23 protein-coding genes are annotated in these 22302 nt (G+C 70.1%); 18 read left to right on the plus strand and 5 right to left on the minus strand.

What is annotated here, in order from left to right; genetic code table 11:
• Positions 1–808: 1-phosphofructokinase family hexose kinase (locus M1M07_RS08880; protein WP_248673904.1), on the plus strand; the 808-nt coding region annotated here is incomplete at its 5' end.
• Between the two features lies 1 nt (position 809).
• On the opposite strand, the gene surE is transcribed toward M1M07_RS08880, so the two are convergent.
• Positions 810–1580: a 5'/3'-nucleotidase SurE gene (gene surE, locus M1M07_RS08885; protein WP_197253115.1), complete on the minus strand. Its 771-nt coding sequence runs from the start codon at positions 1578–1580 to the stop codon at positions 810–812.
• 342 nt (positions 1581–1922) lie between these two features.
• Positions 1923–3230 carry an MFS transporter gene (locus tag M1M07_RS08890; RefSeq protein ID WP_197253116.1) on the minus strand — a complete coding sequence of 436 codons (1308 nt, stop codon included), beginning with the start codon at positions 3228–3230 and terminating at the stop codon, positions 1923–1925.
• 65 nt (positions 3231–3295) lie between these two features.
• Between M1M07_RS08890 and M1M07_RS08895 the strand changes: the two genes are divergently transcribed.
• From M1M07_RS08895 to tpiA, 15 genes are all read left to right on the plus strand, one after another.
• Complete coding sequence (locus tag M1M07_RS08895; protein WP_248673905.1) at positions 3296–3787, plus strand: MarR family winged helix-turn-helix transcriptional regulator; 492 nt, start codon at positions 3296–3298, stop codon at positions 3785–3787.
• A 183-nt stretch (positions 3788–3970) separates the two neighbouring features.
• Positions 3971–4339: an MmcQ/YjbR family DNA-binding protein gene (locus M1M07_RS08900; RefSeq protein WP_197253117.1), complete on the plus strand. Its 369-nt coding sequence runs from the start codon at positions 3971–3973 to the stop codon at positions 4337–4339.
• A 6-nt stretch (positions 4340–4345) separates the two neighbouring features.
• Entirely contained in the window at positions 4346–5029 is a 684-nt protein-coding gene (rpe, locus tag M1M07_RS08905; protein ID WP_197253118.1) for a ribulose-phosphate 3-epimerase, read from the plus strand.
• Positions 5026–6054 carry a bifunctional diaminohydroxyphosphoribosylaminopyrimidine deaminase/5-amino-6-(5-phosphoribosylamino)uracil reductase RibD gene (gene ribD / locus M1M07_RS08910; RefSeq protein WP_248673906.1) on the plus strand — a complete coding sequence of 343 codons (1029 nt, stop codon included), beginning with the start codon at positions 5026–5028 and terminating at the stop codon, positions 6052–6054. The genes rpe and ribD overlap by 4 nt, the downstream gene beginning before the upstream one ends.
• Complete coding sequence (locus M1M07_RS08915; protein WP_197253119.1) at positions 6055–6663, plus strand: riboflavin synthase; 609 nt, start codon at positions 6055–6057, stop codon at positions 6661–6663. It abuts the gene before it with no gap.
• Between the two features lie 82 nt (positions 6664–6745).
• On the plus strand, positions 6746–7996 hold the full coding sequence (locus M1M07_RS08920; protein ID WP_197253120.1) for a bifunctional 3,4-dihydroxy-2-butanone-4-phosphate synthase/GTP cyclohydrolase II: 1251 nt from the start codon (positions 6746–6748) through the stop codon (positions 7994–7996).
• Positions 7996–8478 carry a 6,7-dimethyl-8-ribityllumazine synthase gene (gene ribH, locus M1M07_RS08925; protein ID WP_197253121.1) on the plus strand — a complete coding sequence of 161 codons (483 nt, stop codon included), beginning with the start codon at positions 7996–7998 and terminating at the stop codon, positions 8476–8478. Before M1M07_RS08920 ends, ribH begins: the two co-directional genes overlap by 1 nt.
• Complete coding sequence (locus M1M07_RS08930) at positions 8475–8954, plus strand: PH domain-containing protein (protein ID WP_197253122.1); 480 nt, start codon at positions 8475–8477, stop codon at positions 8952–8954. Before ribH ends, M1M07_RS08930 begins: the two co-directional genes overlap by 4 nt.
• Before the next feature lie 9 nt (positions 8955–8963).
• Positions 8964–11123, plus strand: a complete 2160-nt coding sequence (uvrC, locus tag M1M07_RS08935) for an excinuclease ABC subunit UvrC (protein ID WP_248673907.1) — start codon at positions 8964–8966, stop codon at positions 11121–11123.
• A gap of 101 nt (positions 11124–11224) precedes the next feature.
• Positions 11225–12052, plus strand: a complete 828-nt coding sequence (gene rapZ / locus M1M07_RS08940) for an RNase adapter RapZ (protein ID WP_231610922.1) — start codon at positions 11225–11227, stop codon at positions 12050–12052.
• A complete protein-coding gene (gene yvcK / locus M1M07_RS08945; protein WP_248673908.1) occupies positions 12049–13050 on the plus strand; it encodes a uridine diphosphate-N-acetylglucosamine-binding protein YvcK in 1002 nt (333 codons plus the stop codon). Before rapZ ends, yvcK begins: the two co-directional genes overlap by 4 nt.
• Entirely contained in the window at positions 13047–14024 is a 978-nt protein-coding gene (gene whiA, locus M1M07_RS08950; protein ID WP_197253185.1) for a DNA-binding protein WhiA, read from the plus strand. The genes yvcK and whiA overlap by 4 nt, the downstream gene beginning before the upstream one ends.
• 132 nt (positions 14025–14156) lie before the next feature.
• Entirely contained in the window at positions 14157–15173 is a 1017-nt protein-coding gene (gene gap / locus M1M07_RS08955; protein ID WP_248673909.1) for a type I glyceraldehyde-3-phosphate dehydrogenase, read from the plus strand.
• A gap of 70 nt (positions 15174–15243) precedes the next feature.
• The gene (pgk, locus tag M1M07_RS08960) at positions 15244–16455 is read left to right on the plus strand and encodes a phosphoglycerate kinase (protein WP_197253126.1); all 1212 of its coding nucleotides are present in this window, start codon (positions 15244–15246) and stop codon (positions 16453–16455) included.
• A gap of 4 nt (positions 16456–16459) precedes the next feature.
• On the plus strand, positions 16460–17245 hold the full coding sequence (gene tpiA / locus M1M07_RS08965) for a triose-phosphate isomerase (RefSeq protein WP_197253127.1): 786 nt from the start codon (positions 16460–16462) through the stop codon (positions 17243–17245).
• Between the two features lie 260 nt (positions 17246–17505).
• Here the strand turns inward: tpiA and M1M07_RS08970 are convergent, their stop codons facing one another.
• Positions 17506–18114 carry a YncE family protein gene (locus M1M07_RS08970; protein WP_248673910.1) on the minus strand — a complete coding sequence of 203 codons (609 nt, stop codon included), beginning with the start codon at positions 18112–18114 and terminating at the stop codon, positions 17506–17508.
• 550 nt (positions 18115–18664) lie between these two features.
• Between M1M07_RS08970 and M1M07_RS08975 the strand changes: the two genes are divergently transcribed.
• Entirely contained in the window at positions 18665–19879 is a 1215-nt protein-coding gene (locus M1M07_RS08975) for an MFS transporter (RefSeq protein ID WP_248673911.1), read from the plus strand.
• Positions 19880–19888: 9 nt separating this feature from the next.
• Here M1M07_RS08975 and M1M07_RS08980 read toward each other — a convergent pair whose 3' ends face one another.
• Together M1M07_RS08980 and M1M07_RS08985 are read right to left on the minus strand one after the other, a co-directional pair.
• A complete protein-coding gene (locus tag M1M07_RS08980) occupies positions 19889–20803 on the minus strand; it encodes an SDR family oxidoreductase (RefSeq protein WP_197253129.1) in 915 nt (304 codons plus the stop codon).
• A 133-nt stretch (positions 20804–20936) separates the two neighbouring features.
• On the minus strand, positions 20937–21857 hold the full coding sequence (locus M1M07_RS08985) for a tyrosine-protein phosphatase (protein ID WP_248673912.1): 921 nt from the start codon (positions 21855–21857) through the stop codon (positions 20937–20939).
• 179 nt (positions 21858–22036) lie between these two features.
• Between M1M07_RS08985 and secG the strand changes: the two genes are divergently transcribed.
• Positions 22037–22270: a preprotein translocase subunit SecG gene (secG, locus tag M1M07_RS08990; protein ID WP_197253130.1), complete on the plus strand. Its 234-nt coding sequence runs from the start codon at positions 22037–22039 to the stop codon at positions 22268–22270.
• Positions 22271–22302: the final 32 nt, after the last annotated feature.

Below are 22302 nucleotides of genomic sequence, written 5' to 3' on the forward strand. Positions count from 1 at the left end.
GGTGAACGTCGCGAAGGTCGCCCGGGTGCTGGGCGCGTCCGCTGCGGCGGTGTACCCGGCGGGTGGGGCACGCGGTAAGCAGATGAGCGGGCTGCTCGACGACGACGACGTCGAAGAGCACATCGTGGAGATCGCCGACGACACCCGCGAGTGCTTCACCGCCATCGACCGCAGCACCGGGAAGGAATACCGGTTCGTCACCCCCGGTCCCGAGCTGACCGCCGACGAACAGGAACGCTGCCTCGAGGCGCTGGTGGCCGCCGCCTCCGGCGCCCGCTACGTCGTCGCCAGCGGCAGCTTCCCTCCGGGCGTGCCCGGCACGTTCGTGCGGCGCATCGCGGACGTCGCGCACAAGGTCGGCGCCCGATTCGTGCTCGACTCCTCCGGCGACGCGCTGACCAGCATCGAATCGGGGGTCTTCCTCGTCAAGCCGAGCCTCGACGAGCTGTGCGAGTGGGTCGGCCGGGACCTGCCGGACACCGAGACCCGGTCCGCCGCGGCCCGGGAACTCGTCGACGCCGGGGTCGCCGAGATCGTCGTGGTGTCCCTCGGCGCGCAGGGCGCGATCATGGTGTCCGCCGACAACGCCGTCGAAGTACCGGCGCTGGACGTGCCGGTGCGCAGCGCCGTGGGCGCGGGCGACAGCATGGTCGCGGGCCTGGTCGTGGGTCTGCTGCAGGAACGGTCGCTGCGCGATGCGCTCGCGCTCGGCATCGCCTGCGGATCGGCCGCGCTGCTGACCGCCGGCAGTCACGTGTGCCGGCGCGAGGACATCGACCGGTTCTACGAGCTCGCCCGATCCCGCTGATTTAGGGGAGCCCGGGACCCGTCCACGGGAGTGCCTCCAGGTCGACGTCGGCCGCTTCGACGGGCGCCCGCAACGCCGTCGCCGTCGCCCACCCCTGCGCGACGAGACCCGCGTCGGTCTCGTCGCGCTCGTCGGCACGGATCTCCCGGAAGGTCACCGTCACGAACTCCTTGCCGATCTCCCCGATGTCGGCCTGGACCGCGCCGAACGCGGCCAACGGAGCCAACCGGAGCCCACGGAACTCGTCCGGCGGAACATCCGGAACGTTGATGTTCAGCACCGAACCGCGCTGCCCGGACTCGATCACCCATTCCAACGCGCGGCGGGAAACCTGTTCGGCGGTGTCCCAGTGCTGCGGATCCGCCGAGGCCACGGATACCGCGAGCGCGAGCGCGCCGTGTGTTGCCGCGGTCAGCGCGGCCCCGACGGTTCCCGAGTGCAGAATCGCGTGGCCGGTGTTGGGGCCGTGGTTGATTCCGGACAGCACCACGTCGGGTGCGGGGCCGAACGCCCCGTGTGCCGCGACGAAACCGATCAGCGCCGGCGAGGCCTCCACCGCTCGGATCGGCACCTCGGGCAGATCCGGCCACTGTCGTTCGGTGACCGCCAGCCGGCCGTCCTCGGCGAGCGCGGTCAGCGATGCGCTCGCACCGCTGCGCTCGGTGTGCGGGGCCGCCACCACCACGTCCAGTCCGGCCTCGACCGCGAGCCGGGCGAGAACACCGAGGCCGCGGCTGTCGATACCGTCGTCGTTGGTCACCAACGCGCGCATCAGGACTCCTTACCGTCGGCGCGCCGAACGCCGACCGATTCGACGAGGCGGGTGGCCAGGTCGCGGCGTCCCGTCGTCGACCCCGTCGGGTGAGTTCCTCGCGCACCCGTGTGTGGACACGACACCTCCTTTTCGAGCAGATGGCGCACGATTCGACCGGTCTCCCCGCCGAACACGTCGCACAGGGTGACGTCCGGATTCGGCGCGGGACTCGGGCATCGGGTGGGCTCCCTCACGCGCGGGACATGCCCTGGGGTACCCGTTCACCCCGAATCGATTCGCTCGGGGCGTGCGGCCGGTCGAGGCCCGGTCCGCGGCGCCGCCCTTCCGGCGCCGTATCCGTCAGGAGCGCCGGGCCCCGTATCGCCGATCCTCGAGGAGTGCGGTTTCGGCGAGGACTGCTTCCTCCTCGACGGTCGGTACCGAGTGCACGGCATCCTCGGCCGCGCGACGCTCGGCGGATTCCGGTTGTTGTTCCTCCCGGTCGGCGGCGTCGAGCGCCGGCCGGACCGTGCTCAGCACGATGGCGCCGACCAGCACCACGACCGCACCCAGCACGAACGGGACGTGCGCGTCGAAGTGTTCGACGAGCTTTCCCGCCACGAACGGAGCAAGACCGCCGCCGATGAACCGGACGAAACCGTAGGTGGCGGATGCGACGGGCCGCGGCACCGGAGCGATGCTCATCACCGCGGTCGTGACGAGCGTGTTGTTCAGGCCGACGAAGATGCCGGAGACGATCACGGCGCCGACGACGATCCATCGGTTCTCCGCCCAGATCCCGATCACGAGTGACACCACCGCCATGCCGAGCAGCGCGCCGTAGAGCGTGCGCGGCGTGCCGAACCGCGTCTTGAGCAGTGGGGCGCCGAACACCGCGAACAGGGCGACGAGCAGGCCCCAGCCGAAGAACACGAACCCGAGCTGCATCGCGGTCAGGTGCATCAGGAAGGGCGCGTAGCCGAGGATTGTGAAGAAGCCCCAGTTGTAGAGCAGGCCGGTGACGCTCGTGGTGGCGAGGCTGCGGTGCTTCAGTGCGACGATCGGCTCGACGATCGACGGTTTGTCCTTCGGTACCGGCGTCGGTTCGACGAGCACTGCAGTGGCGACCAGCGCGATGAGCATGAGGGCGGCGACACCGAAGAACGGCCCGCGCCAGCTGATGTCGCCGAGCAGCCCGCCGAGCAGCGGGCCGGTGGCGATACCGATGCCGAGCGCCGCTTCGTACAGCACGATCGCGCCGGAGAAGCCACCGCTCGCTGCGCCCACGATGACGGCCAGAGACGTCGCGATGAACAGGGCGTTGCCCAGTCCCCATCCGGCCCGGAATCCGACGATCTGATCGATCGAGCCGCTGGCGCCGGCCGCGGCGGCGAACACGACGATCAGGATCAGCCCGACGATCAGCGTGCGTTTGGCGCCGATCCGGCCGGACACCCAGCCGGTGAACAGCATGGCGACCGCGGTGACGACGAGGTAGCTCGTGAACAGCAGCGTGACCTGCGACGGCGTGGCGTCCAGTTCGCTGGACAGGGCGGGGAGGATCGGATCGACCAGGCCGATCCCCATGAAGGAGATCACGCACGCGAACGCGACCGCCCACACCGCCCTGGGTTGACGGAAGGAGCTGGCGAGGGAAGTTGAAGACACAAATACATAGATACTCTATATAGAAGCTCTATGCAATCGGCCGCGGTCCGCCTACACTGATATCCATGACCGATATGCCCGTTCGCTCCGACGTCCCCGCCGACACCCGAAACCGGCAGACGGCGGACGGCGTCGGCACCGTGGAAGCCACCGCGGATGTGTTGTACTCCCTGATGTCCGACTTCCTGCGTCAGCTCCCGCGCGACCTGAGCCTGACGGCCTCGTCCACCCTCGCGACGCTGCGTCGTCGCGGTCCGCTGCGCATCACTGCCCTGGCTGCGGCACAGGGCATCACCCAGCCGTCGATGACCTCGCTCGTCACGTCGCTCCAGAAGGCCGGGATGGTGACGCGGCGGGACGATCCGGCCGACGCCCGCGCGACCCTCATCGAACTCACGGACAAGGGACTCGACTACGTCGTCGCCCGCCGCGAAGGCGGAATCGACCGGATCAGCGGACACATCCGCAACCTCCCCGACGATCAGTGCCGGAACCTGCTCGCCGCGTTCGACGCGTTGTGTTCGCTCGAGGAACTCGCCCGCGAACGGGCTCACTGAGTCCGGCGGGACCGGGATTCCGGCAGGACACGGGCAGTCTGATTCCGAACGCCGAATGCATCCCGCACGAGCGCACCGGTGGCGATGTAAATCCTCGAAATCCGTCCAGCCGGAATTCACCAAGGGGTCGCACATGTGGAGGAGTCGGTCTCGATCGCCGCGTGTACAGCGCACACTGGTTACATGACGAACTGGGCCGAGGTGGTGGAAGCAGTCGCGGACCTGCCGGAGGTCACCGAATCGACGTGGTACCGGACCCCGGCGCTGACGGTGCGCGGGCGCGGGTTCGCGCGGCTGTGTTCCGAATCGGAGGGCGCGCTGATGGTGCTGTGCGAGATGGCGAAGAAGAAGGAACTGCTCGCGTCCGGCGATCCGGCCTACTTCACCACAGAAAGCTACGACGGCTACGGCGCCATCCTCGTCGACCTCGACCGCGTCGACCCCGAGGAACTGCGTGACCTGCTGTTCGACGCGTGGCATCTCGCCGCGCCGGAAGCATTGCACGCGAGCGCACCGGCTGCACGGCGGGAAGATCGGACCCGACTAGACTAGGCCGACGTGGCCCACCCGATGATCGCTCCTTCCATCCTGTCCGCGGATTTCGCGCGCCTCGCCGACGAGGCCGCCGCCGTCGCCGGTGCCGATTGGCTCCACGTCGACGTCATGGACGCGCACTTCGTTCCGAACCTGACGCTGGGCCTGCCGGTCGTGCAGTCGCTGCTCGCCGCGACCGACATCCCGCTGGACTGCCATCTGATGATCGAGAATCCGGGCCGGTGGGCACCCCCGTACGCGGAGGCCGGCGCCCACAACGTGACCTTCCATGCCGAGGCCACCGACAACCCGGTGGCCGTCGCCCGCGACATCCGCGCGGTGGGCGCCAAGGCCGGGCTGTCGATCAAGCCGGGCACCCCGATCGAGCCGTACCTGGAAATCCTGAAGGAATTCGACACGCTGCTGGTGATGAGCGTCGAGCCGGGCTTCGGCGGTCAGTCGTTCATCCCGGACGTGCTCGGGAAGGCCCGTGCCGTCCGTCGCCTCGTCGACTCCGGGGAACTGACCCTGCTCGTGGAGATCGACGGCGGCATCAACACCGACACCATCGAGGCGGCCGCCGAGGCCGGTGTCGACTGCTTCGTCGCCGGCTCCGCGGTGTACGGGGCGGCGGATCCCGGCGAGGCCGTCCGCAAGCTGCGCGCCCAGGCCGGTGCCGCCTCCGCCCACCTGACCCTGGCCCCGTGACCGATTCGGCGCTGGTCGAGGCCCTGCGGCGTGCCGTCGACGCGTCGGAGGACGTGCGGGGACGAACCAGCCCGAACCCGCCGGTGGGCGCCGTCGTGCTCGACGCCGACGGCCGGATCGCCGGGGTCGGCGCGACCCAGCCCCCCGGCGGGCCGCACGCCGAGGTGATGGCGCTGCGCGCGGCAGGGGAGCGGGCCCGCGGCGGCACCGCCGTCGTCACCCTCGAACCGTGCAACCACACCGGCCGTACCGGCCCGTGCACCCGGGCGCTGATCGACGCGGGCATCGCGACCGTCTACTACTCGGTGCCCGACCCGAACCCGTCCGCCGCCGGGGGAGCCGCCGCGCTGCGCGCCGCCGGAATCGTCGTGCACGAGGGGCTCGGCGCGGATGTCGTCGCGGCCGGCCCGCTCCGGGCGTGGCTGCACCGCACCCGCACCGGGCGTCCGCACGTGACGTGGAAGTACGCGGCCACCTTGGACGGGCGCATCGCCGCCGCCGACGGCACCAGCCAGTGGATCTCCGGCCCGGAATCCCGCGCGATCGTGCACGCCGAGCGGGCCCGCCTCGACGCGATCGTCGTCGGCACCGGCACCGTCCTCGCGGACGACCCGTGGCTCACCGCCCGGCTGCCCGACGGTTCCCTCGCCCCGCACCAGCCGCTGCGGGTCGTGGTCGGTACCAGCGAACTGCCGACCCGGGCCCGGGTGCTCGACGACGCCGCGCCGACGCTGGTGCTGCGCACCCACGACGTCGACGAGGTCCTCGACGCACTCACCGACCACCCCGACGTGCTGCTCGAAGGCGGTCCGCGGCTGGCCGGGGCATTCCTCGCCGCCCGGCGTGTCGACCGCATCCAGGCGTACATCGCACCGGTACTTCTCGGCGACGGCTGGTCCGCTGTGAGGGACGCCGGAGTGCACACGATCTCCGAGGCGATACGGTTTCGTCGGGAGCGCGTCGAAACGGTCGGCGCCGACGTGTTGATGACCCTGGTCCCCGACCGGGAGCAAAGGAGCGGGTAGGTGTTCACCGGGATCGTCGAGGAACTGGGTGAGATCGTCACGCGCGAGGACCTGGCGGATGCGGCACGCTTCACCGTCCGCGGGCCGCTGGTGACCTCGGACGCGAAGCACGGCGAGTCGATCGCCGTCAACGGCGTGTGCCTGACCGTCGTCGACGTCGTCGACGGAGACAAGTTCACCGCGGATGTGATGCAGGAGACACTGAACCGTTCGAGCCTCGCGCAGCTCGCCGCCGGCAGCCGCGTCAACCTCGAACGGGCCGCCGCGCTCGGCAGCCGTCTCGGGGGTCATCTGGTGCAGGGTCACGTCGACGGCACCGGCACGGTGATCTCCCGTTCCCCCTCCGAGAACTGGACCGTCGTGCGGATCTCCTTGCCGGACACCGTGTCCCGTTACGTCGTGGAGAAGGGGTCGATCACCGTCGACGGTGTGTCGCTGACCGTCTCCGGTCTCGGCGGCGAGCCGGGCGCGGAATGGTTCGAGATCTCGTTGATCCCCACCACCCTGTCGCTGACGACCCTCGGCACCGCCGAACCGGGCACCGTCGTCAATCTCGAGGTGGATGTGATCGCCAAGTACGTGGAGCGCCTGCAGAACGCGGGCCGCTGAGTCGTACTGTTGAATGCGGCAGTTTCCGCGTGCCGCGGTTGTGCAAGCAGTTGTTGGAAATCGAGATTTGGAGCCCAGGCAAGTGACGAGGTTCGACACGATCGAGCGCGCGGTTGCAGACATCGCCGCCGGTAAGGCCGTCGTCGTGGTCGACGACGAGGATCGGGAGAACGAGGGCGACCTCATCTTCGCGGCGGAGAAGGCCACCCCCGAACTGGTGGCGTTCATGGTGCGGTACACGTCGGGTTACCTGTGTGTGCCGCTCGACGGCGCCGACTGCGACCGGCTCGGGCTGCCGCCGATGTACTCCACCAACCAGGACAAGCACGGCACCGCGTACACGGTCACCGTGGACGCGAAGGAAGGCATCGGCACCGGCATCTCCGCGGCCGACCGGGCCGCGACGATGCGCCTGCTGGCCGATCCGAACACCCGCGCCGACGACTTCACCCGCCCCGGTCACGTCGTGCCGCTGCGCGCGAAGGAAGGCGGCGTGCTGCGTCGCCCCGGCCACACCGAAGCCGCCGTCGACCTGGCCCGCATGGCCGATCTGCGTCCCGCCGGCGTCATCTGCGAGATCGTCTCGCAGAAGGACGAGGGGGAGATGGCCCGCACCGACGAACTGCGCGTCTTCGCCGACGAGCACGAACTCGCCCTGATCTCCATCGCCGACCTCATCGCGTGGCGCCGCAAGCACGAGAAGCACGTCGTGCGGGTCGCCGAGGCCCGCATCCCGACCCGTCACGGCGACTTCACCGCCGTCGGCTACCAGAGCATCTACGACGAGGTCGAGCACGTCGCGCTGGTCCGCGGCGACATCGCCGGACCCGACGGCGACGGCGCGGACGTGCTCGTGCGGGTCCACTCCGAGTGCCTGACCGGCGACGTGTTCGGCTCGCTGCGCTGCGACTGCGGCCCCCAGCTCGACGCCGCACTCGAGATGATCGCGGCCGAAGGGCGCGGTGTCGTGCTGTACATGCGCGGGCACGAGGGCCGCGGAATCGGCCTCATGCACAAGCTGCAGGCCTACCAGCTCCAGGACTCCGGGTCGGACACCGTCGACGCGAACCTGCAGCTCGGCCTGCCCGCCGACGCCCGCGACTACGGCATCGGCGCGCAGATCCTCGTCGACCTCGGCATCACCTCCATGCGGCTGCTGACCAACAACCCCGCCAAGCGCGTGGGCCTGGACGGCTACGGCCTGCAGATCACCGAGCGTGTGCCGATGCCGTTGCGCGCGAACCGCGAGAACATCACCTACCTGCGCACCAAGCGCGACCGTATGGGCCACGACCTGATCGGGCTCGACGAGTTCGAGGCCGGTGACGCCTGATGAGTGGGGAAGGTCTGCCCGACCTGCAGCTCGCCGACGCGCGCGGACTGCGCCTGGCGATCGTCGCGGGTAGCTGGCACCAGAAGATCTCCGACGCCCTGATCGCCGGGGCGCAGCGCGTCGCCGACGAGGCCGGCATCACCGACGTCACCCTCGAGCGGGTCGCCGGTGCCATCGAGCTGCCGGTCGTGGCGCAGCAGCTGGCCCGCACCCACGACGCCGTCGTGGCGCTCGGCGTCGTCATCCGCGGCGGCACCCCGCACTTCGAGTACGTGTGCGATGCGGTCACCTACGGGCTGACCCGGGTCGCCCTGGACGAGGGCACCCCGGTCGGCAACGGTGTGCTCACCACCGACACCGAGCAGCAGGCCCTGGACCGGTCCGGGCTGCCCGGCTCCGCCGAGGACAAGGGCGGCCAGGCGTGCGCCGCCGCGCTCGACACCGCGGTGACCCTCCGGCGCCTCCGGGAGACGGATCGATGACCGCGCACACCACCAGCACGACGGAATGGGAGCTCGACGTCCAGAGCGTCAAGATGCGGCGCTGGATCATCATCGGTGCTTCGGTTCTGATGCTCGGTCACATCGGTGCCGCGCTGGTCCTGCGCGGTGGCGAGTACACCGGTGCGAATCTGCGCCTGGCCGATCAGATCGCGATGATCGCGATCGGGCTGGTGGTGTCGGGGTTCACCCTGCTGTACGCCCGGCCCCGGTTACGGGCCGGGGCGGCCGGGGTCGAGGTCCGCAAGGTGTTCGGAGAACGTCGCCTGAGCTGGGACGAGGTCGGTGACCTCAGCTTCGATCACGGTGGCCCGTGGGCCCGCCTCGAACTGCCCCACGACGAGTACGTGCCCGTCGCGGCGCTGCAGGTGCGGGACGGGCAGCACGCGGTCGACGCCGTCGATTCGTTCCGTGAGCTGCGCGCGCGGTACGGCGGACGCGTCGGTACCGGCGACTAGCCTGGACCCGTGCCCGACCCCTCCACCTACCGCCCCGCTCCCGGATCCATCCCCACCGAGCCGGGTGTCTACCGGTTCCGTGATCCGCACGGCCGCGTCATCTACGTGGGCAAGGCGAAGAGCCTCCGCTCGCGCCTGAACTCGTACTTCGCCGATGTCGCGTCGCTGCATCCGCGGACCCGGCAGATGGTCACCACGGCGGGCAGCGTCGAATGGACGGTGGTCAGCACCGAGGTCGAGGCGCTGCAGCTCGAATACAACTGGATCAAGGAATTCGATCCGCGATTCAACGTCCGCTACCGCGACGACAAGACCTATCCGATGCTCGCGGTCACCCTGAACGAGGAGTATCCGCGGCTGTTCGTCTACCGCGGTCCGCGGCGCAAGGGGGTGCGCTACTTCGGTCCGTACTCGCACGCGTGGGCGATCCGGGAAACACTGGATCTGCTGCTGCGGGTGTTTCCCGCCCGGACATGCTCGGCCGGGGTCTTCAAACGGCACACGCAGATCGGCCGGCCCTGTCTGCTCGGGTACATCGACAAGTGTTCGGCGCCGTGCGTCGGACGGGTCGACGCCGCCGAACACCGCCGCATCGTCGAGGACTTCTGCGACTTCCTCGCCGGCCGCACCGACAAGCTGGTCCGCGACGTCGAGGCACGCATGCAGGCCGCGGCGTCGGAACTGGACTTCGAGACCGCCGCTCGGCTCCGCGACGACCTGGGGGCGCTGCGCCGGGCACTCGAGAAGCAGGCGGTCGTGCTCGGCGACGGCACGGACGCCGACCTGGTGGCGTTCGCCGGTGACGACCTCGAGGTCTCGGTACAGGTCTTCCACGTCCGCGGGGGCCGGGTCCGCGGGCAGCGTGGGTGGGTCGTGGAGAAGTCCGGGGACGTCGTCGATCGTCCCGACTCCGCCGACCGGATCGACACCGAGCACACCGGCGAACACACGGAGGAGTCGCTGCTCGTCGAGCAGTTCCTCACCCAGTTCTACGGCGAGGAAGCCGCGCTCACCGCGACAGCGCCCACCGACAGCGGGGACGCCGAACCGACCGGCAGTGCCGTGCCGCGCGAGGTCCTGGTGCCGGCACTGCCCCCGGACCCGGAGGAGATGAGCCGCTGGCTCGCCGGGCTGCGCGGTGGACCGGTCCGGTTGCGGGTGCCGCAGCGCGGTGACAAGAAGGCCCTGGCGGAGACGGTGCAGCGCAACGCGCAGGAGGCCCTCTCCCAGCACAAACTGCGCCGCGCCGGAGACTTCACCGCGCGGTCCGCGGCATTGCAGGGCATCCAGGACGCGCTCGACCTGGACTCGGCGCCGCTGCGCATCGAGTGCGTCGACATCAGCCACGTCCAGGGCACCGACGTCGTCGCCTCGCTGGTGGTGTTCGAGGACGGCCTGCCCCGCAAGTCGGACTATCGGCACTACGCGATCAAGGAAGCCGCCGGCGACGGCCGCTCCGACGACGTCGCGTCCATCGCGGAGGTCACCCGCCGCCGCTTCCTGCGGCACCGTCGCGACGTCGCGGGGACGGAGGGTGCCGAAGGTGGGGACGGGGGCGATTTCTCCACCGAGGCCGCGCTCGACCCGGCGACCGGCAAGCCGCGGCGCTTCGCGTACCCACCGAACCTGTTCGTCGTGGACGGCGGCGCCCCGCAGGTCGCCGCGGCCGCGAAGGTCCTCGACGAACTCGGGATCACCGACGTGTCGGTGATCGGCCTGGCCAAACGACTCGAGGAGGTGTGGGTCCCGGGCGAATCCGACCCGGTGATCCTGCCGCGCACGAGCGAGTCGCTGTACCTGCTGCAGCGGGTCCGCGACGAGGCGCACCGTTTCGCGATCACCTTCCACCGCAGCAAGCGGTCCCGGCGGATGACCGCGTCCGCCCTGGACGGGGTCCGCGGACTCGGGCAGACCCGGCGCACCGCGCTGGTCAAGCACTTCGGGTCGGTGGCGCGGCTGCGGGAAGCGAGCGTCGAGGAGATCACCGCCGTCCCGGGCATCGGAGCGGCCACCGCCCGCGCGGTGCTCGACGCGTTGCGCGCGGACGATCCGGGCGCCGCCGACACGCCGTCCGTCCTGCCCGTCGCCGATGAGGCTGCGCAGGACACGCCGGTACGTGATGATGACATCGTCGGCGTGTCGGGAACGGGAGCGGAGCCGCAACTGTGAACCAACAATCTGCGATCGAGACGGAGCCGGGCAGCGCCGAGGCCGTCCCGGGGGATCGACGTGCCGAGGTGACGCTGGTCACCGGGCTGTCCGGGGCCGGCATGAGCACCGCGGCCACCGCCCTCGAGGACCTCGGCTGGTACGTGTCCGACAACGTGCCGCCGCAGCTGGTCATCGCCATGGTCGATCTGGCGGTGCAGGCGGAACCGCCGCTCGAGCGGCTCGCCGTCGTGATGGACGTGCGCAGCCGGTTGTTCACCGGCGACCTCGGATGGGTCGTGACCGAACTCGCCGCCCGACCGGTGCGCACCCGGGTGCTGTTCCTCGAAGCCACCGATGCCGTGCTGATCCGGCGGTTCGAGCAGGTGCGCCGCAGTCATCCGCTGCAGGCCGACACCGCCGACCGCACCCTCGCCGACGGCATCGCCGCCGAACGCGCCCAGCTCGCCCCCGTCAAGGCCGCCGCGGACCTGGTGGTCGACACGTCCGCGCTGTCCGGGCCGGAACTGCGCCGCAAGATCGAATCGGCGTTCGGTGACGCGGCCGCCGACACCATCCAGGTCACCGTCGAGTCCTTCGGATTCAAGTACGGTCTGCCGATGGACTCGGACCTGGTGTGCGACGTGCGCTTCCTGCCGAACCCACACTGGGTGCCGCAGTTGCGTGACCACACCGGGCAGGACGCCGACGTGCGCGACTACGTGCTGTCCCGAGACGGCGCGGACGAATACCTGCAGACCTATCATCGAGTGCTCCGATTGACCACGGCCGGCTACCGTCGGGAGGGAAAGCGCTACATGACGATCGCGGTGGGCTGCACCGGCGGCAAACACCGGAGCGTGGCGATGGCGGAAGCGCTCGCCGCGCGTCTCGAGCAGGACCCGGCGTTGACGGTGCACGTCGTGCACCGGGATCTGGGCCGCGAATGACCGGGCCCGCGATCGTTGCACTCGGCGGCGGTCACGGACTGTACGCGACCCTCAGCGCGGTCCGACGCCTCACCGACCGGGTCACCGCCGTCGTCACCGTCGCCGACGACGGCGGATCGTCGGGACGCCTGCGCGCCGAACTCGGCGTCATCCCACCCGGCGACCTGCGCATGGCGCTGGCGGCGCTGGCCGCCGAGACCCCGGAGATCCGGGTGTGGACCGAAACCGTGCAACACCGGTTCGGGGGCACCGGTGCGCTCGCCGGGCACTCGGTCGGCAATCTGATCCTTGCCGGGCTCACCGAGGTCCTCGGCGACCCGGTCGCCGCGCTGGACCGGCTCGCCGCCGTCCTCCACGTCCACGGCCGCGTGCTGCCGATGTCGCCGATCCCGCTGGACATCGAGGCGGACGTCTCCGGTCTCGAATCCGATCCCCGGGTCAGCCGCGGCATCCGCGGTCAGGTCGCGGTCGCGACCACCCCCGGCAAGGTGCGCCGGGTCCGGCTCATCCCGGCCGATCCGCCGGCGTGCCCGGACGCGCTCGACGCCGTCGACGCCGCCGACCTCGTGGTGCTCGGTCCGGGCTCGTGGTTCTCGAGCGTCATCCCGCACGTCCTCGTGCCCGATCTGCTCGACGCGCTCATCCGCACCCCGGCCCACAAGGTGCTGGTGCTGAACCTGGCGGCGGAACCGGGGGAGACCGCCGGGTTCTCCACCGAGCGTCACCTGCACGTGCTGGCGCAACACGCCCCGGGCTTCCGCGTCGACCACATCGTGGTCGACGCGACGACGGTGCCGCCCGGACGGGAACGCGAACACCTGTGCCGGGCCGCCGCCGGCTTCGGCGCCGAGGTCGTCTACGCGGACGTCGCGGAACCCGGTACCCATCGACACGACCCCGCCAAACTGGCGGAGGTTCTGGCAACACATCTGCCTGCCGCGTCCGGCACCGCCGGCGCACGCGACAGCAGCCGAAGGGAGAACGTCTCGTGGCAATGACAGCGGAGGTCAAGGACGAGCTGAGCAGGCTCGTGGTGACCCGCACCAGCAGCCGCAAGGCCGAGGTGTCCGCTCTCCTGCGTTTCGCCGGTGGCCTGCACATCGTGGGCGGCCGGGTGGTGGTCGAGGCCGAGGTGGACCTCGGTTCGATCGCCCGTCGACTGCGTCGCGAGATCTTCGAGCTGTTCGGCTACTCCGCGGAAGTGCACGTGCTCGGCGCCGGTGGTCTGCGCAAGAGTTCGCGGTACGTCGTCCGGGTCGCCAAGGACGGGGAAGCGCTCGCCCGCCAGACCGGTCTGCTCGACCTGCGCGGACGTCCGGTGCGCGGGCTGCCCGCCCAGGTCGTCGGCGGCAGCATCTCCGACGCCGAAGCCGCCTGGCGCGGCGCCTTCCTGGCGCACGGCTCCCTCACCGAACCGGGGCGGTCGTCGGCGCTCGAGATCAGCTGCCCGGGTCCGGAGGCGGCCCTCGCGCTCGTCGGCGCGGCGCGGCGCCTCGGCATCACTGCGAAGGCCCGCGAGGTGCGTGGCGCCGACCGCGTCGTGGTCCGCGACGGGGAGGCCATCGGCGCCCTGCTCACCCACATGGGCGCCCAGGACACGAGGCTGACGTGGGAGGAACGGCGCATGCGCCGCGAGGTGCGGGCCACCGCCAACCGGCTCGCGAACTTCGACGACGCGAACCTGCGGCGGTCGGCGCGGGCCGCGGTCGCGGCCGCCGCGCGGGTCGAGCGGGCACTGACGATCCTCGGCTCCGACGTGCCCGACCACCTCGCCGCCGCCGGGTCGCTGCGCGTGCAGCACCGGCAGGCGTCCCTCGAGGAACTCGGGCAGCTCGCGGATCCGCCGATGACGAAGGACGCCGTCGCCGGCCGCATCCGGCGGCTGCTGTCGATGGCGGACCGCCGCGCCAAGGAACTCGGCATCCCCGACACCGAGTCCGCGGTGACGATGGAGCTGCTCGACGAGGCTTAGGACCCGGCGCGGGGTTCTTCGACGCCGGGTTCAAATCCCACCTTCCTCGACTCGGCGGATTAGGGTGAGGGCACAAGCTGCACCACCATCGAGACACAAGCTGCACCACCATCGAGGTAAAGGAGCTTCATCGTGACTGTGCGCGTAGGCATCAACGGCTTCGGTCGCATCGGGCGGAACCTCTTCCGTGCGGTGGAGGCGCAGAAGGCACTCGGCAGCACCGATATCGAGATCGTCGCTGTCAACGACCTCACCGACAACGACACCCTCGCGACGCTCCTGAAGTACGACTCGATCCTGGGGCGTCTCGACGAGGACGTCCGCGCCGAGGGTGACTACATCTACGTGGGCGACCGGAAGATCACCGCCCTCGAGATCAAGGAAGGCCCGGCGGCCCTGCCCTGGGGCGAGCTGGGGGTCGACGTCGTCGTCGAGTCCACCGGCATCTTCACCAACGCAGCCAAGGCCAGGGGTCACCTGGACGCCGGCGCCAAGAAGGTCGTCATCTCGGCGCCCGCCACCGACGAGGACATCACCATCGTCATGGGCGTCAACCACGACAAGTACGACGGCACGCAGAACATCATCTCGAACGCCTCGTGCACCACGAACTGCCTCGGCCCGCTCGCCAAGGTGCTGAACGACGCGTTCGGCATCGAGAAGGGGCTGATGACCACCATCCACGCGTACACCCAGGACCAGAACCTGCAGGACGGGCCGCACCGGGACCTGCGTCGCGCCCGCGCCGCGGCCCTGAACATCGTCCCGACCGGCACCGGTGCCGCCAAGGCCATCGGCCTCGTGCTGCCCGAGCTGCAGGGCAAGCTCGACGGCTACGCGCTGCGCGTTCCGGTCCCGACCGGCTCGGTGACCGACCTGACCGCGACCCTGACCAGGAAGGCCACCGTCGACGAGGTCAACGCCGCGGTCAAGGCCGCCGCGGAGGGCCCGCTCGAGGGCATCCTGAAGTACAACACCGATCCGATCGTCTCCTCGGACATCGTCACCGATCCGCACTCGTCGATCTTCGACGCGCCACTGACCAAGGTCATCGACGACCAGGTCAAGGTCGTGGCCTGGTACGACAACGAGTGGGGTTACTCCAACCGCTTGGCCGACCTCGTCGGCCTCATCGGGAAGTCCCTCTGACGACGTCGGCAAGTCCCTCTGACACCATCGGCAAGTCCCTCTGACAACGATTGAATAGGACACTCGAACAGTGGCAGTTCAGACCCTGAAGGATCTGCTGGACGCGGGGGTCGAAGGGCGCGGTGTGCTCGTGCGCTCGGACCTCAACGTCCCGCTGGACGGCGCGACGATCACCGACCCCGGTCGGATCCTCGCGTCGGCCCCGACGATCAAGGCGCTCGCCGATGCCGGCGCCAAGGTGGTCGTCACCGCGCACCTCGGCCGCCCCAAGGGCGAGGCCGACCCGAAGTTCTCGCTCGCGCCCGTCGCGGCGAAGCTCGGGGAGGTGCTGGGCCGCAACGTCCAGCTCGCCGGTGATGTCGTGGGGCAGGACGCCCTGGCCCGGTCCGAGGGCCTGACCGACGGCGACATCCTCCTGCTGGAGAACATCCGCTTCGATCCGCGCGAAACCAGCAAGGACGACGCGGACCGCCTGGCGCTGGCCCGCGACCTGGTCGAGCTGGTCGGCGACGACGGTGCGTTCGTGTCCGACGGCTTCGGTGTCGTGCACCGCAAGCAGGCGTCGGTGTACGACGTGGCGACGCTGCTGCCGCATTACGCGGGCACGCTCGTCGCCGCGGAGGTCGAGGTGCTGGCCCGTCTGACGGCCGATCCGGAACGTCCCTACGCGGTCGTGCTCGGCGGTTCGAAGGTCTCCGACAAGCTGGCCGTGATCGAGGCGCTCGCACCGAAGGTCGACACCCTCGTCATCGGTGGCGGCATGTGCTTCACCTTCCTTGCCGCGCAGGGCATCTCGGTGGGCAACTCGCTCCTCGAGGAATCGATGATCGAGACCTGCAAGGACCTGCTCGAGCGGTTCGGCGACGTCATCCACATCCCGCAGGACGTGGTGATCGCCGACAGCTTCTCCGCCGACGCCGAGGCGAAGACGGTGCCCGTCACCGAAATCGAGGACGGGTGGATGGGCCTGGACATCGGCCCCGAGTCGGTGGCCCGGTTCGCGCACCACCTGGCGGGCGCGAAGACCGTGTTTTGGAACGGCCCGATGGGTGTGTTCGAGTTCGCGAAGTTCGCCGACGGCACCAAGGGTGTCGCCGAGGCCATCATCGAGGCCACCGGCAAGGGCGCGTTCAGCGTCGTCGGCGGTGGCGACTCGGCCGCGGCCGTGCGTCTGCTGGGTCTGCCCGAGGACGGCTTCTCGCACATCTCCACGGGCGGCGGGGCCTCCCTCGAGTACCTCGAGGGCAAGGAACTCCCCGGCATCGCGGTTCTGGAGGGCTGATCGGATGGCACGCAAGCCGCTCATCGCCGGCAACTGGAAGATGAACCTCAACCATCTCGAGGCCATCGCCCTGGTGCAGAAGATCGCCTTCACGCTCCCGGAGAAGTACCTCGACAAGGTCGACGTGACGGTGCTCCCGCCGTTCACCGACATCCGTTCGGTGCAGACCCTGATCGAGGGCGACAAGATCAAGTTCACCTACGGTGCGCAGGACCTGTCCGTCCACGACTCCGGCGCCTACACCGGGGAGATCTCCGGCGCGATGCTCGCCAAACTCGGCTGCACGTTCGTCGTCGTCGGCCACTCGGAGCGGCGCACGCTGCACGGGGAGACCGACGAGATCGTGCGGGACAAGGCCAAGGCCGCGCTGCGGCACGGCCTGACGCCGATCGTGTGCATCGGCGAGGGTCTCGACATCCGCGAGGCCGGCAACCACGTCGAGTACAACGTCGAGCAGTTGAAGGGCTCGCTCAAGGGCCTGACCGCAGACGAGATCGCGAAGACCGTGATCGCGTACGAGCCGGTGTGGGCCATCGGCACCGGCAAGGTGGCCTCGGCCGCCGACGCGCAGGAGGTGTGCGCCGCGGTGCGCGCCACGCTCGGCGAGCTGGCCTCGCCTGAGGTGGCCGCGACCGTCCGCGTCCTCTACGGCGGCTCGGTGAACGCCAAGAACGTCGGCGAACTCATCGCGCAGACCGACGTCGACGGCGGCCTGGTCGGCGGTGCGTCGCTCAAGGCCGACGAGTTCGCGCAGCTCTCGGCGATCGCCGCGGGCGGTCCGCTGCTGTAGCGGACGACTGTTCCATTTCGTGGGGCGCAGGATCGGCACCGATCCTGCGCCCCACGGCATTCATCCGACCGGTGGGCGTCGGGGCTCGTCACCGGCACCCGCACGGGGCACAGCGTGATCTGCAGCTGCCACGACAACAGGTCGCGCTGCTGCTCGACGAGGCTGTGGACCACATCGAACACCTCCTACGCGGAATCGCCGACGTCCCGGCCACGACCGCTCGACCGGCCGTCTGCGGAAGCCGTCCCGAATACGTGGCTTCAGGTCGTGGGCTCGAACTCGTACAGCACCGGCCCGTCGCCGGCGCCCTTCGGGATCGGGAAATAGGTGTGATGTGTTGCGGGATCGAGTGCCAACGTATGGGCCCCGTCGGCCAGATGTGCGGCGCCGACCGTCACGGTGTTGTTGTCGCGGCGGTCGAACACGCTGACCACTCCGCTTTCGGCTGCAACGTAGACCCGGTGCGCGCCGGGGTCGTAGACCAGAACGTCAGGGGTGTCTCCGACGGGGTCCTGGCTGGTGACGGTACGGGCGGCCAGGTCGACGGTCGCCATGGCGGCGCCGGTCTCGCAACCGACGAACATCACCTGATCGGCGGCGTCGAGGGCTTCACCGTGCGGACCGTCGCATCCGGGCGTAGGTATGCGGTCGGTGACGGTGAACCCGGCCGGATCGATCACCGCGAGATGGCCGCGGCCCTGCACCGCCACCACCATGCGGTCGATGGCCGGGTCGTAGACGACGTTGCCGACCTCGCCACCGAGGTCCACGGTCGCTCGCACCGCCCCCGAATCCGCGTCCACCACGGTTTCCGTTCCGGCGTGCTCGTCGGTGGTCCACACCGCGTGGCGGACCGGATCGTAGGCCAACCCGTCGGGGTAGTCGCCGGTCGGCGCGGCAAACAGGACCTCGCCGGTGTCCTCGTCGAAGGCGACCAGCTGGTCGCGTCCGGTGACGGTGGCGTACAGCGTCGGATGTCCGGGACAACGAGCACTCCGTGTACGTCCGGAACGTCAGTGATGGTGCGGACGACCCGACGGCCGTGCACGTCGACGTCGATGATCTCTCCGGCACCCATATGGGCGATGAACATCAGTCCGAGTGCGGGATCGAGACTGGTGTAGTCGAACCGTGCCGGGCCACCGGTCAACTCCGTCTGCGCGACCTGCCGCAGCGGTAGATCGCCCGTCTGCGGGGACTCGGACGGCACCGTCGACGAGCATCCGAGTGCCAGGACGGCTATCAGGCCCAGTAGTGTCGCGACGTCTTGGTGCGGCCGCATCTCCACCTCCTGAGCCGATGCAACCGTGGTTGTAACACTACGCGCGGGTACATCAACGGGGAGTCCTCGGTCGTCGAGCCGCCCCAGTCCTGCCGACGGTCGTGCAAACCCGCGGCGGGTATCGTGACTCGACACCCATGACTGCCGTCGGTTCCGTACCTTCCGCCCCGACCCGCCGAACCGTATTGTTCGGCCTGCTCGCCGTGCTGATCGTCGCGGCGTGCCTGCGTCCGCCGATCACCGCGGTCGGCCCACTCCTGGGCTCGATCGGGGCCGACACCGGCCTGGGTAGCACCGGGCTCGGGATCCTCGGAGCGGTCCCGCTGCTGTGCTTCGCGGTGGTGTCCCCATGGATCCACCGGCCCGCGGCCCGGTTCGGATCGCAACTGCTGATCCTGCTCGCACTGGGGGTGCTCGCCGCCGGGATCCTCGTGCGGTCGCTGCCGGGTGCCGTCTGGCTGTGGTCGGGCACCGTGGCGATCGGCGCCGGGATCGCGGTCGCGAACGTGCTGCTGCCGGCAGTGGTCAAACGCGACCACGCGGGCCGGCTCGCGACCGTCACCGGTGTGTACTCGTCGGTCACCACCGGTGCCGCGGGGCTCGGTGCGGGTCTGGCGGTGCCGCTGGCGGACGCGACCGGTGACTGGCGGACCGCGTTGGCGGTGTGGGCGATCCTGCCGTGTGTCGCCGCCGCGGTGTGGTTCCTGCGCGGCCGCGCGCTGCGCGCGGTCGCGGCGACCGCGCCGCCGGCACCGGAATCCGGGCCGGCCCGGTCGATGTGGCGCTCGGGTGTCGCGTGGCAGGTCACCGCGTTCATGGGCCTGCAGTCGACCACCTTCTATCTACTGGTGACCTGGCTGCCGTCGGTGGAGGCGAGTCTCGGTGTCGACGCGGCCACCGCCGGCTGGCATTCGTTCGCGTACCAGGTCGTCGGGATCGTGGCCGGGCTCGGTGCGACCGTGCTGATGGGACGGCGCGCCGACCAGCGCATGCTCGCGATCGTCGGTGGGGCGATCCTCGTGGTCGCGGTGGCCGGGTTGCTGCTCGTCCCGGATCTGGTGCTGCTGTGGGCGATCGTCGCCGGGATCAGTTCGGGTACGACGTTCGTGCTCGCCATGGCGTTGTTCGGGCTGCGCACCCGCACGGTCGCGCAGACGGCGCAGCTGTCCGGGATGGCGCAGTGCGTCGGCTACCTGCTGGCGATGTGTGGTCCGATCGCGGCGGGCGTGCTCTTCGACGTCACCGGGACCTGGACGCCCGTGCTGATCCTGATCGCGGTGTGCGCGGTCGGGCAGAGCCTGGTGGGTGGGTTCGCCGGGCGCGACCGCTACACCCACGCGGCGGCCGGGTAGCGCGGGCCGTCACGAGTCGGCCCAGGCGTCGGGCCGGGACCCGTCGACGTCGGTGACGCGATAGGCGCGCGCGAGATCGGCCGACGTCACCGACCGCTGATTCCAGCGGGCCCGCGCGGGGTCGGCGGCCAGCGCCGCAACGCCACGGCCCACATACCGCGGTGATTCCGAGTTCGCGAAACCCGGTGGTGCCGTGGGCAACCCGTCCGGCCTGCCGGGGTCGAGGGCGTCGCGCCAGTTGTCCTCGGTGACACCGTAGTTGTCGAGCATCATCTCCGAGCGCAGCCAGCCGGGCGTGACCGAGACGGCGGTGCCGCCGTGTGCGGCGAGTTCGTGCCCCTGCGAGAATGCCAGCCGGTTGACCGCGTTCTTCACCAAGTCGTAGAAGACGGAGATGCGGTAGTGGGTGGCGTTGTAGCCCGCCGTCCCGTCGGTGACCTCGACGAGCAGACCGCCGGGCTCGGACACGAGCAACGGCAGCAGGTGATGCGACGTGATCAGGTGGGTGTCGAGGCCGAGTCGCACGATCCGGAGCCCGGCGTCGAGATCGTGCTCCCAGATCGGGGTGTTCCACTGCGCCGGTGCGCCTTTGAGAATCTCCGCGCCCCAGATGTCATTGACGAGAACATCGATGTGCCCGAACTCGGCACGGAGACGCCCCGCGAGCGTGGCCACCCGGTCGGGATCGAGGTGGTCGACCTGGATCGCGACACCGGTTCCACCGAGTGCGGTGACGAGCTCGGCGGTCTCCTCGATGGTCTCCGGCCGGTCGTAGTCGGACGTCTCGCGACCGTGCGTCCTGCTGCTCCGGCCGGTGCAGATCACGGTGGCGCCGGCCTCGCCGAGCCCGGCCGCGATGCCGCGGCCGGCGCCGCGGGTCGCTCCGGCCACCACCGCGATCTTCCCGTGCAGGGGTGCACTCATCGACTCCGATGATGCCCGGTGGCGACGGCAGTGCGGTGGAGATCGGCGGCACTGTCACCTGCGGTGGCCGACCCCCACCGTCGATCACCCTGCTCGGCCGGCCGGGCCGCTGCCCGGCCGGCCTGCGCGTCGGTCAGCCGACGAGCTTGGCGGACAGCGCCGCGACGGTCTGCGGGCTCAAACCCAGCCCGGTGATCAGGTAGTTGTGGACGGTGCCGAAGTCGTGTTCGAGTTGGGTGAATCCGGCCTCGAGGTAACTACGTTCGACGGTGAGGAGCGGCGCGTAGATCGCCGCCACCTCGGGACCCCGGGATTCGGCGAGCGCAGCAAGTGTCGCGCGGATGTGGTCGCCGGAGTATTCGTTCGACAGCAGGTAGTCCGTGTACACGGTCTCGCGGTCCACGCCGGCGAGGGACAACAGTACGGCCGCGGTCCAGCCGGTGCGGTCCTTCCCGGCGGTGCAGTGGAACAGCTGCGGTCCGTCGGTGCGGGCGAACTCGGTGAACATCGCGCCGAGTTCCGCGCGGATCTCGGGATCGGCGACGAATGCGCGGTTGATGTCCTGCATGACCGCGCGCGCGTCCTCCGGTGTCCTCAGGCTCGCCAGGATCGAGGTCGAACTCAGGTTCCCGGACAGCAGCGGGTGCCGGATGTACTGGGCACCGGCCGGGATGCGGTCCGGGGCATCGGCGATCTCGCCGTCGGTGCGCAGGTCGTACACCGCCGCGATGCCGAGGGAGTCGAGCACCGCGGCGTCTTCGTCGTTGCTGGTGAGGGCGTTGGATCGGTAGAAGACGCCGGGCTGTACCCGCAGCCCGAACGCCGCCGGGTAGCCGCCGCCGGATCCGGCGAGATCGCGGAAGTTGTCGACCGACGACAGCCTGGGAGTCTCGACGACGGCCGGTGCACCGATGCCGGACGACCCGGTCGGGAGATCGAAGGGGGCGGCGCCGACCGTGGCGGAGCCGGTGAGCAGCAGTGCGGCGCTGAGGGTGACCGTTGCGGCGAGCCGGGCGCTGCGGCGCCCGGCGGGGAGGACAGTGCGAGACAACACAAACCTTCCTTCGGGGTATGGTTTTTCTTGCGTCTCATTTAGATCACATTCGTCCGAATTCTGCTCTCGTTTTCGAGAATCACGTTTCCGACCGGAAGGTACCGCCGGCACGGACGGCGGGGATCACCGGGTAAGCTGACGGCCGACGTCACCGACCATCGAAGGACACCGAGCGCCGCATGGAACTGTTCCTGGACATCCTGCTGATTGTCACCAGCCTGCTGCTGATCCTGCTGGTGCTGCTGCACCGCGGTAAGGGCGGCGGCCTGTCCAGCCTGTTCGGCGGTGGCGTCCAGTCCAGCCTCTCCGGATCGACGGTCGCGGAGAAGAACCTGGACCGCCTCACCGTCTTCACCGGCATCATCTGGCTGATCTCCATCCTCGGCATCGGGCTGCAGATCAAGTTCAGCTGACCGGCTTCCGGTCGCGCGACCAGCGCCTTCAG

The organism is Rhodococcus sp. HM1 (genome assembly GCF_023218075.1).
Lineage (GTDB): Bacteria > Actinomycetota > Actinomycetes > Mycobacteriales > Mycobacteriaceae > Rhodococcus.

Coding starts and splice junctions, on each gene's coding strand:
- surE (WP_197253115.1), bottom strand. CDS start 1,580: ATGCGCGCGTTGGTGACCAACGACGACGGTATCGACAGCCGCGGCCTC.
- M1M07_RS08895 (WP_248673905.1), top strand. CDS start 3,296: ATGACCGATATGCCCGTTCGCTCCGACGTCCCCGCCGACACCCGAAAC.
- M1M07_RS08900 (WP_197253117.1), top strand. CDS start 3,971: ATGACGAACTGGGCCGAGGTGGTGGAAGCAGTCGCGGACCTGCCGGAG.
- ribH (WP_197253121.1), top strand. CDS start 7,996: ATGAGTGGGGAAGGTCTGCCCGACCTGCAGCTCGCCGACGCGCGCGGA.
- M1M07_RS08930 (WP_197253122.1), top strand. CDS start 8,475: ATGACCGCGCACACCACCAGCACGACGGAATGGGAGCTCGACGTCCAG.
- rapZ (WP_231610922.1), top strand. CDS start 11,225: ATGAGCACCGCGGCCACCGCCCTCGAGGACCTCGGCTGGTACGTGTCC.
- yvcK (WP_248673908.1), top strand. CDS start 12,049: ATGACCGGGCCCGCGATCGTTGCACTCGGCGGCGGTCACGGACTGTAC.
- whiA (WP_197253185.1), top strand. CDS start 13,047: ATGACAGCGGAGGTCAAGGACGAGCTGAGCAGGCTCGTGGTGACCCGC.
- tpiA (WP_197253127.1), top strand. CDS start 16,460: ATGGCACGCAAGCCGCTCATCGCCGGCAACTGGAAGATGAACCTCAAC.
- M1M07_RS08975 (WP_248673911.1), top strand. CDS start 18,665: ATGACTGCCGTCGGTTCCGTACCTTCCGCCCCGACCCGCCGAACCGTA.
- M1M07_RS08980 (WP_197253129.1), bottom strand. CDS start 20,803: ATGAGTGCACCCCTGCACGGGAAGATCGCGGTGGTGGCCGGAGCGACC.
- secG (WP_197253130.1), top strand. CDS start 22,037: ATGGAACTGTTCCTGGACATCCTGCTGATTGTCACCAGCCTGCTGCTG.